A 10115-nucleotide genomic window follows, 5' to 3' on the forward strand; every position below is an offset into this window, starting at 1 on the left:
TTGGTGCTTCTGGCGGGCGGACCGCGATGCTAATTTGCCGTGGTCGATACCATTCGCGCAGGAGTCTGCCGCCGTGTATACGAGCAAGCCGGAATATCTGAGCTGTAGCGCCGACGTGGTCGGCGGATTGATCGAGACCGTTTCCGTTGCGTTGATGGACCAGTTTCCCAAGCCCACCGTCGACTGCGACGACGTCGCGCTGATGCTCGACGCGCTGCACGTGCTGCGGCCGGACGCGCCCGAGCTGGACGCGCTGGACGGCATTCTGTTCATCGTGAAGGGCGCCTACGACGATGCGATCCACGTCCTGCGGCAGGTGACCGAAAGCGCGCCGCACTTCGCGTACGCGCGGGCCCTGCTCGCGTTCAGCCTCGCGGCGAAGGGCGATCCCGAGTGGCGCCAGTGCGCGGGCGAGGTGATCGACGACCACGAGTCCGGCGACGCGCAGAAGCTCGTGCGCGTGCTGATCGCACGCCACGACCTGATGGATGCGCGGCGCGCGAGCCGGCTCGGCGGGGAGTTCGTGATGCCCGCGTCCGTCACGTCGCTGCTCGAGGACCAGTCCGCGCCGCCGGCGGCGCGGGACGCCGACGCCGGCCATCCTGCGCCGCGCGAGCCGGTTTCGGCCGATGCGCACTATATGGGCTTTCTGCGGGCGTAAACCGTTCGCGCGGCGTTGGCGCGAGCTTCGCGGGCCGGTCCCGCATGCATCGGGAATCCGCTGCGCGCCGGCCACGCAGGGAGCGCGTGCCGGCGGCACTTTCGAAACAGGAGGCGTACATGGCTATCAGTGTCGATGCCGCGCAGATGCAGGCGGCGCTCGAAAAACTCGCGACCGGCGGCGGTGAGGCCGCGCAGACGCCGACCGAACTGGCGGACAAGTTTCAGTCGTTGATGCAGAACGCGCAGCTCGAACCGCCCGCCGCGCCCGCGCAATCGCACGGCGCCGAGACCGCGTCGCAACTGCTGAAGGAACAAGACGCGCAGCTCGACCGCGTGTCGAGCGACGTCGACGCGTACGAGAAAGCGGCGCCGGAGATGTCGCTGCAGGAGATGTCGGCGGCCGGCACCCAGTTGATCATGGAGATGTCGACCGCGCAGATCAATCTGCAGGCGAAGATGGGCGTCGTCGAATCGTCGAAGACATCGATCGAGACGCTGATGAGAAACCAGTAGCCTCTGCGGCGTGCCGCGCAGGCGGCGCGCTGCCAGGCAGTGCTGTTCTGTTCGGACGGGATAGGTGATGGTGGATCGATGCGCGTTGCGCCGGCGTGGCGCATGGCTGCTCGGCGTGACCGCGTTGTGCGTGCTGCTCGGCGGCTGCAAGAAGGAGCTGTACGGCAAGCTCTCCGAGCAGGATGCGAACGAAATGGTGGTCGCGCTGCTCGAGCACGGCGTGGACGCGGCGAAGGACACGCCGGACGACGGCAAGACCTGGGCGCTCGACGTCGACGACGGCCAGATGGTGCAGGCGATGCAGGTGCTGCGCGAAGCGGGCCTGCCGCACAGCAGTTACGACAACCTCGGCGACCTGTTCAGGAAGGATGGTCTCGTGTCGACGCCGACCGAGGAACGGGTGCGCTTCATCTACGGCATGTCGCAGGAGCTCGGCGCGACGCTCGCGAAGATCGACGGCGTGCTGGTGGCGCGCGTGCAGATCGTGCTGCCGAACAACGATCCGCTCGCGCAGACCGTGAAGCCTTCCTCGGCGGCGGTGTTCATCAAGTACCGGCCCGACGCGGACATCGCCGCGCTCGTGCCGCAGATCAAGACGCTCGTGATGCACAGCGTAGAAGGGCTGACCTACGACGAGGTCAGCGTGACGGCGGTGGCGGCCGACCCGGTCGCGGTGTCGAGCCTGCAGCGCTCATCCGGCGGAACCTGGCCGTGGCTGATCGCGGCGATCGGCGGCATCTGCCTGCTGGCCGCGGTCGCGCTGCTGGTGCTGGCAAGACGCGGCGCGGCGAAGCTGGGTGCGACCGACGGCGAGGGCGGCGCGGCGGCTGGTATCGTCGACTGGGCGATCGAGCCGTTCCGGCGGCTCACGAGGCGCTCGCGCGTCGGCCCGAGCGCATGAGGCCGCGCTCCGGCTCCGACGGGCAGCGGCGCACGCGGCGGCCCGCATGAGCGCGTCGTTCGGGCAGCCGTTCGCGCGGGCGGCGTCCGCGCTGCGTAGCTGCCGCGCGAACATGGCCGACGCCGCCCGCTGGATGCATCCGTCGTGGCAGATGGCGCTCCTCGATATCGACGCGGCGCAGTTCGACCGCTGGACCCGCGCGCTCGGGCGGTCGTCGCCGTCCGCGCGCGAGCGCGCGTCGTTCGCGCTATGCGCCAGCGCCGGCGTGGATGCGCCTGCGCTGGAGCCGCTGTCGCAGCCGCTGCTGCTCGCGCGGCGGGACGGCGCGGTGCCGAACGTGATGCTGCTCGACGCGTGCCCGGCGGCGCTCGGGCTGCAGATCCTGCGGATGCGTGCGCTGTCGTTCCGGCGCGGCGAGGTGCGCCGCCTGATCGACAAGCGTACGCGTGCGCTGCTATCGAGCTGGGCCGGCGTCGCGGTCGATCTGCTCTGTCTCGACGCCCATCTGGCGGACGCTCCCAATGTCGCGACGCTGCACACGCAGATCCGCATGCCGGTGCTCGCGTCGCTCGACGCCGACGCGCTGGCGATCGAGGGTCTGCTGCTGATCCAGCGCGATTGCGGGGCGACGCCTGCGGCGCTGTGCCCGCTGCTGCGCTGCGCGCTGCCGCGCGAACTGCACACGCCCGCATGGCTCGCGAACCTGCCGTCCGGGATCGATTCGCTGGGGACGGGCCGCCTGTTCGCGCGTCTTCCGCGCTTGCTACCGGAGTGGGCATGGCTATCTGGCTGAGAAACGCGCGTCGCGAGGAGGACGGCACGGCCGGAGAGCCGGGCAGCGGACGCGTGGGCGCCGGCAACGACATCCTGAGCGCGGCCGAGTTCGGCGCGCTGGTCTCGCTCGACGAAGGCTACCGGCAGCTCGCCGACGATCGCGACGCGGTTCTCGCGGCGGCACGCGACGAAGCGGCGCGCGTGATCGCGGCGGGCGAGGCCCGCGCGGCCGAGCTCGTCGAAGCGGCCAGGCGCGAGCGCGAACAGGCCGCCGCCGAAGGGTATCGCCACGGCGAGCAGACGGCGCTCGCCGACTGGATCGCGCGGGTCGCGCAGGCGGGCGACGCCCGCGCGCTGATGCATGCGCGGATGCGCGAGCGTCTCGCGTCGGTCGTGCAGGTCGCGGTCGAGAAGATCGTCGCGGTGCAGCAGCGCGATCTGCTGTTCGAGCGCGCGCTGGCCGAAGTCGACCGGATCGCCGACGGCGCCGCGTATCTGAGCGTCACCGTGCATCCGAACGACCACGCGCACGCGCAGGCCGCGTTCGACCGGTTGGCGGTGCGCTGGCGCGAGCTGGGCCAGGCGTTCCCGATCTCGGTGGTGGCGGACCGGCGCGTCGAACCCGGCAGTTGCGTGGCCGAATCGGACGTCGGCGCAATCGACGCAAGTCTCGAAACCCAGTTGCGCGCGATGCGGGACGCGGTGGCGCGTGCGCTCAAACGAGCGGCGCAGGCGTCGGAGCGTACGGCGATATCGGCAACGGCGGCGGCAACGGCGGCGGCAACGCCCGACGAGAGGCCCGATCCCGATCCCGGGCGCGACGCCGGGTCCGCGCACGAGGCCGCCTCGAAGGCCGATACATGAACCAGCCGTGGCTTCCGTCCAACGCCGATTTCGGTTTCTTCGCCGACGAGATCGAACGCGAACTGCTTGCGGCATCGAACGTCGTGCGCAGCGGCAAGGTGGTCGAAGTGGTCGGCACGCTGATCAAGGTCGCGGGGCTCGACGTGTCGCTCGGCGACCTGTGCGAACTGCGCAATCCGGCGACGTCCGGCATTCAGCTTGCGGAAGTGGTCGGCTTCACGCGTGATCTCGCGTTGCTGTCGCCGTTCTCGCAGCTTGCGGGCGTGTCGCGGTCGACGCAGGTGTTCGGGCTCGGCCGGGCGCTCGAGATCGGGGTTGGCGACGCGCTGCTCGGGCGCGTGATCGACGGCCTCGGCCAGCCGATGGACGGCGGCCCGCCGATCGAGACCCGCGCGACGCAGCCGGTGTTCGCACCGCCTCCGCAGGCCATGCAGCGCCGTCCGATCTCGGCGCCGCTGATCACCGGCGTGCGCGCGGTCGACGCGCTGATGACGCTCGCCGAAGGCCAGCGCATGGGCATCTTCGCGCCGGCCGGCGTCGGCAAGAGCACGCTGCTCGGCATGTTCGCGCGCGGCGCGCAATGCGACGTCAGCGTGATCGCGCTGATCGGCGAACGCGGCCGCGAAGTGCGCGAGTTCATCGAGGAGATTCTCGGCGCCGCGGGTCTCGCGCGCGCGGTGGTGATCTGCGCGACCTCGGACCGCTCGTCGATGGAGCGGATGAAGGCGGCCTATGTCGCGACGGCGGTGGCGGAGCACTTTCGCGATCGCGGCCAACGGGTGCTGCTGATGATGGATTCGCTGACGCGCTTTGCCCGCGCGGCGCGCGAGATCGGTCTGGCGGCCGGCGAGCCGCCCGCGCGGCGCGGTTTTCCGCCGTCGATCTTCGCCGAGCTGCCGCGTCTGCTGGAGCGTGCCGGCATGGGCGCCGCGACGCATCCGGGCGGCTCGATCACCGCGCTCTACACGGTGCTTGTGGAGGACGAGAGCGGCACCGACCCGATCGCGGAGGAAGTGCGCAGCATTCTGGACGGCCACATGATCCTGTCGCGCGAGATCGCCGCGAAAAACCGCTATCCGGCTGTCGACGTGCTGAACAGCCTGTCGCGCGTGATGCCGCGCGTGATGCCGCGGGCGTCTCTGGAGGCCGCGGCGCGCGTGCGCCAGTTGATGGCCAGCTATCGCGACGTCGAAATGCTGCTGCAGATCGGCGAGTATCAGCAGGGCAACAATCCGGTTGCCGACGAGGCGATTGCGAAGCGCGACGCGATCGATGCGTTCCTCTCGCAGGGCACCGACGACTTCGCGACGCTCGACGACACGCAGGCCGGGCTGTTCGCGCTGGCAGGGGCGCGCGGATGAAGGACCGGCGCATGGCGGCGCTGCGCGTATCGATCCGGCGCTGCGAGCGGCTAGGCGACGCGCTGCGGCGCGAGCTCGACGTGCGGCGGCGCGAGTACGACGCGCAGGCCGAACAGTGCCGCCTCTGCGCGGCGCGCCTCGACGAAGCGAACGAAGCGCTGCGGGCCTGCGCGATGCGGCTCGATGCGATGGCGTGCGGCGCGGAGCCCTTCGCGCTCGACGTGTTCAACGAGGTGCGCCGATACATGGAAGTGGTGGCGGAGCGGCAGCGCACGTGCGCCGCCGAACGGGAGCGGCAGCAGGCGCTGCTCGCGGAGCGCGAGGCGGCGATGCTGCAGACCCGCCGCAGCATCGCGGCCAACGAAGCCCGCATGGATTTCATCAAGGAACGCGCGCGGTCGATCGAACGCGAGCTCGACAATCGGGAGAGCGACGCCGCCGACGACGAAGCGCAGGAGAACGCGACCGCGCGCCTGCTGCGCGAACGGAGCCGCGCCGCATGAATTCGCTCGAGGTGCTGCCGCAGCTTTCGGGGCTGATCTCCGGCTATCTGACGGCGACCGGGCTGTGCTCGCTGCGCCTGTTCGTCACGATGTTCGTGTTTCCGCCCACGAGCGACATGGTGATGCAGGGCGTGGTGCGCAATGCGCTCGTGATCATGTTCAGCGGCTACGTGGCGTATGGGCAGCCGGTGGAGTTCGTCCAGTCGCTGCACGGCGCGATCCTGATGGAGATCGGCCTGCGCGAGGCGCTGATCGGTCTCGTGATCGGCTTCTCGGCGTCGGTCGTGTTCTGGGTCGCGGAGGGCGCGGGCACCTACGTCGACGATCTGACCGGCTACAACAACGTGCAGCTCACCAATCCGACGCGCCCGGAAACCACGACGTTCATCAGCACGCTGCTCGGCCAGGTCGCGATCACCGCGTTCTGGGCGCTGGGCGGCATGACGTTCCTGCTCGGCGCGGTGTACGAGTCGTATCACTGGTGGCCGTTGTCGGCGCACGGGCCGAACATGGCGAACGTGATCGAGGCATTCGTGATCCAGCAGACCGATTCGCTGATGCAGTCGATCGCGAAGCTCGCGGCGCCGATGGTGCTGCTGCTGTTGCTGGTCGACTTCTCGTTCGGCTTTGCCGCGCGGTCCGCGTCGAAGCTCGACCTGATGACGCTCAGCCAGCCTGTGAAGGGCGCGCTGGCCGCGCTGATGCTCGCGCTGTTCGTCGGCCTCTTCGTCGATCAGGTGACCGGGCAGATCACGCTGCGCGATCTCTCCGCGCGCATGCGGGAGCTTGCGTCGCCCGACGCGGCGCATGCCGGCGGCAACGAGGACGGATCCGGCCGAAGCGCGTCCTCTACCACCGCATCGGGCGCCCGCTAGCCGATGCTCAACGGTTTCTCAAAAGAAGCGTGAATCTCAGGTTTATTGAGAATATGCCGGATTTCGCCTGATAAATTGGCTGTCATCCAAACGCGATGCGCGCCGTGTGCAACGCCTCACGAGGAGTACAGCCGTGTTCTCGACACTTTATTTCCCGCTGATTTCCGCGATCGCCACGCCCGGGCCGGATGCCGGTCGCGACGTCGCCGAGCGTTTCCGGAAAGCCGTGATCGATGGCGAGCTGGTGCTTGCCGGTACGCTTGCGAGCCGCTGGGGACAGGATCCGGGAACGAGCGAGGACGCGGCGTATATCGTGCAGCGGCATGCGGATCTACAGTTGATGTCGCGCGTCGAGGTGCGCGCGGAAGATGCCTACCGGCGCGCGCAGAAGATGATCCGTACGTCGATGGCGCTGCGCATCGCGTCGTGCCGCAACGCGGGGTGGCAGGCGCTGTTCCGCAATCGCCTGGGTTCGGCGCTCGCCTGTTTCTCGCGGCTTGCCGAAGAGGCCGAGGTTGCGCCCGAGCGCGGCGCGGAAGCGCGCTTCGCAATGGTGTGCGTGCTGCAGGAACTCGGCAAGACCGCGCAGGCTGCCGGGGCGCTTGCCGATCTGCGCGAGCATCTGGACACGCTCGGCTCCGCCTCGCGCGAGCTCTGGCGCGAACTGTACGACACGCTCGCATTCGATCTCGCGGTGCAGGCGGAAATCCGCTCGGCGAGCGCGTTGCAGGACCACGTGTTCTGGCAGTCGAGCCTTGGCGACGGCGTGCCGTATCTCGACTGCGACCAACTGCTCGACGCCGTATCGCGCGTGAAGTCGCCGCTCCTGCGCTTGCGCATCGATGCGCTGAAGACGCAGCGCGCCGCCGCGAGCGGCGACCGCTCCGCGTTCGGCGGGCTGCTCGAACATCTGAACTGGGCGCGCGACGAGAAGCTCCCCGACTATCTGCGCACCGCGCGGCTCGAAGCAGCGCTCGCCGCGCTCGCGGGCGCCGCGCCGCAGTTCGCCGAAACCGTGCTCGATCCGCTCGTCAACCAGTGCGCGCCGCAGCCGTTCACGGGGCAACGGCAGATCGAATACCTGTACTGCCTCTCGAAGACCCGCCAGCACCAGGGGCGCGCGCAGGAAGCCTGGCAGCTATACAGCCGTTACACGCTCGTCGCGATGCAGTGCCTGCGCGACAACTCGCATCTGCATCGGCCGCTGGTCGAGCGCGTGGCGCGGGTGTCGTCGCAACTGGACGACGTGGGCGCGCGGCTCACGGGCAAGTACCGGCGCGCCTATCACTTCGTGCTCGAGAACCTGAACCGGCGCGATCTGTCGGTGCGCGAAGTGGCCGCCGAGATCGGCGTGACCGAACGGGCGCTGCAGAACGCGTTCCGCAGCCTGCTCGGCCTGTCGCCGCGCGAACTGATCCGCCGCGAGCGGATGGAGCGCATCCGGGCGGAACTGATGAACGGCGCGGCGCAGGGCGACGGCAGCGTGCTGCGCGCGGCGAGCCGCTGGGGCGTCGAGAACCGCTCGACGCTCGTGCACGGCTATCGCAAGCAGTTCCACGAGGCGCCTTCGGAAACGCTCGAACGCTGCGCATGACCGTGGCCGCGTGCGTCGCTGCTTGTGGCCGCTTGCCGTTGTCATCTTCCATCGCTGATTTCTGCCATCCAATCCCACATGAAACCCGGCACCCTCATCAGGGACATCGTCATCGGCGCGCTGATCGCCGCCGCCATCCCCTCGTGGACCGACGCGGCGCCTGTGCGCTGGCGCAACCAGACCGTGCATATCGAGGTGCAGGGCAAAAGCCTTACCGACGTGCTGCGGGATTTCACCGCGAGCCAGGGGATTACGGCCGCGATCGCGGGCAACGTGCAGGGCACCGTGAGCGGCGAGTTCGACATGTCGCCGCAGCGCTTCCTCGATACGCTCGCGTCGACGTTCGGCTTCGTGTGGTTCTACGACGGCAACATCCTGTCCATCAGCAATGCGAACGATGTCACGCGCCAGGTGGTGCATCTGTCGCATGCGACACCGCAGCAACTGGTCTCCGCGCTCAATGCGATGCGGCTCAACGATCCGCGTTTTCCCGTGACCTATGACGACGCGGCGGGAACGGTGCTCGTCAATGGGCCGCCCGACTATGTGCAGATCGTGCAGTCGGTCGCGCAGAAGCTCGACGAGAGCGAGGACCGCAGCAGCGGCTCGGTGGTGCGCATTTTCAAGCTGCAGCACGCGTGGGCGGACGACCACAAGGTGCAGCTCGACAACGACACGATCACCGTGAAGGGTGTCGCGAGCGTGCTGTCGGGTCTCTATCATCCAACGGGCAACGGTAACGGCAGCGGCAGCGGCGGCGGCGGCGGCGAGAACGGTTCGGGCGCGCCCTCCGGATCGCCGAACATCCAGCGTGTGCAGCAGATGCCGGACGTTGCGGGCCAGACCACGGGCGGGGGCTTCGCGAACTCCGATTCGGGCAACGGCGCGCAACCCGTGATGCCGCCGCTGCCGCCGGGCATGGGCGGCAACGCTTCGTACGGCAGCCTGTTCGGTGCCTCGGGCGGTGGCGGGGGCAATGGCGCCGGCGCGCGCGGCGGTAGCGGCTATGGGGCGTCGAGCGGCGGCAGCGGCGGCGGTAGCGGCGCCGATTCCTCGCTGCCGGTGATTCGTGCCGATCCGATCACCAACTCGGTGCTGGTGCGCGACGTGCCGCAGCGGATCGATCAATACGCGTCGCTCGTCGACGCACTCGACGTACGGCCCAAGGTGATCGAGATCGAAGCGCACATCATCGAGATCGACGACAACTTCCTGCAGCAGATCGGTATCGACTGGCGCGCGCACAACAGCCACCTCGATCTGCAGACCGGCTCGGGCACGGCCCAGCAGAACAGCTATAACGGCAACATCAACCCGAACTTCGGCACGACGACGCTCTCGGACGGCACCACCGTGGTGAGCGCCACGCCGCTCGGCGCTTCGGTGACGGGGGTGCTGGGCAGCGCGAGCCGGTATCTGCTCGCGCGCGTCAATGCCGCGGAGTCGAACACGCTGGCGAAGATCGACGCCACGCCGAAGGTTGCGACACTCGATAACGTCGAGGCCGTGATGGACAACAAGACGAGCTTCTTCGTGAGCGTCTCCGGTTATACGGCGGCGGACCTGTACAGCGTTTCGACCGGCGTGTCGCTGCGCGTGCTGCCGCTGGTGATCAACGAGAACGGCAAAACCATCATCAAGCTGAACGTGCATATCGAGGATGGCCAGATCGCGAGCGGACAGACCGTCGATAACCTGCCTGTCATCACGTCCAGCGATATCAGTACGCAGGCGCTGGTCGCTCAAGGCGACAGCCTGCTGATTGCCGGCTACAGTTCGGACAGCAAGTCCAATGGCGTGACGAGCGTTCCCGGCCTGTCGAAAATTCCGCTGATCGGCGCGCTGTTCCGCAATAACGATGACTCTCGGGCGCATCTTGAGCGGGTGTTTCTGCTGACGCCTCGGATTGTTGATTTCTGAGAGGTGTTTGAGATTTGTCTGCGGGTGTTTGGGCGCGGTGGTTTTTTTTTGCGGGTTTAGTTAGTTGGCCTTTCCTTGTTTTCGTGGTGGTGTGCCAGGGTTGCCCCTGTGCGGGGCGGCACCTACTTTCTTTGCCGCGGCAAAGAA

10 protein-coding genes are annotated in these 10115 nt (G+C 68.4%); all 10 read left to right on the forward strand.

The window, feature by feature from the left end; all coding sequences use genetic code 11:
- Positions 1 to 73: 73 nt before the first annotated feature.
- The 10 genes from V8683_RS11770 to sctC all read left to right on the forward strand — a co-directional run bounded on the left by V8683_RS11770 (position 74) and on the right by sctC (position 9968).
- Entirely contained in the window at positions 74 to 661 is a 588-nt protein-coding gene (locus tag V8683_RS11770) for an HrpB1 family type III secretion system apparatus protein (RefSeq protein ID WP_411191600.1), read from the forward strand.
- A 119-nt stretch (positions 662 to 780) separates the two neighbouring features.
- On the forward strand, positions 781 to 1176 hold the full coding sequence (locus V8683_RS11775; protein WP_411191599.1) for a type III secretion protein HrpB2: 396 nt from the start codon (positions 781 to 783) through the stop codon (positions 1174 to 1176).
- Positions 1177 to 1243: 67 nt separating this feature from the next.
- Entirely contained in the window at positions 1244 to 2077 is an 834-nt protein-coding gene (gene sctJ, locus V8683_RS11780; protein ID WP_411191598.1) for a type III secretion system inner membrane ring lipoprotein SctJ, read from the forward strand.
- 46 nt (positions 2078 to 2123) lie between these two features.
- Positions 2124 to 2870 carry a type III secretion protein HrpB4 gene (locus V8683_RS11785; RefSeq protein WP_411191597.1) on the forward strand — a complete coding sequence of 249 codons (747 nt, stop codon included), beginning with the start codon at positions 2124 to 2126 and terminating at the stop codon, positions 2868 to 2870.
- Positions 2855 to 3715, forward strand: coding sequence for a type III secretion system stator protein SctL (gene sctL / locus V8683_RS11790; protein WP_411191596.1), 861 nt, complete (start codon positions 2855 to 2857; stop codon positions 3713 to 3715). Before V8683_RS11785 ends, sctL begins: the two co-directional genes overlap by 16 nt.
- Positions 3712 to 5076 (forward strand): FliI/YscN family ATPase, encoded by a 1365-nt coding sequence (locus V8683_RS11795; RefSeq protein ID WP_411191595.1) that lies wholly within the window; start codon positions 3712 to 3714, stop codon positions 5074 to 5076. The genes sctL and V8683_RS11795 overlap by 4 nt, the downstream gene beginning before the upstream one ends.
- Positions 5073 to 5579: a hypothetical protein gene (locus V8683_RS11800; RefSeq protein WP_411191594.1), complete on the forward strand. Its 507-nt coding sequence runs from the start codon at positions 5073 to 5075 to the stop codon at positions 5577 to 5579. Before V8683_RS11795 ends, V8683_RS11800 begins: the two co-directional genes overlap by 4 nt.
- On the forward strand, positions 5576 to 6454 hold the full coding sequence (gene sctT / locus V8683_RS11805; protein ID WP_411191593.1) for a type III secretion system export apparatus subunit SctT: 879 nt from the start codon (positions 5576 to 5578) through the stop codon (positions 6452 to 6454). The genes V8683_RS11800 and sctT overlap by 4 nt, the downstream gene beginning before the upstream one ends.
- Positions 6455 to 6587: 133 nt before the next feature.
- Complete coding sequence (locus tag V8683_RS11810) at positions 6588 to 8048, forward strand: helix-turn-helix domain-containing protein (protein WP_411191592.1); 1461 nt, start codon at positions 6588 to 6590, stop codon at positions 8046 to 8048.
- A 78-nt stretch (positions 8049 to 8126) separates the two neighbouring features.
- Positions 8127 to 9968 carry a type III secretion system outer membrane ring subunit SctC gene (gene sctC, locus V8683_RS11815; protein ID WP_411191591.1) on the forward strand — a complete coding sequence of 614 codons (1842 nt, stop codon included), beginning with the start codon at positions 8127 to 8129 and terminating at the stop codon, positions 9966 to 9968.
- Positions 9969 to 10115: the final 147 nt, after the last annotated feature.

Source organism: Paraburkholderia sp. AV2 (assembly GCF_054968425.1).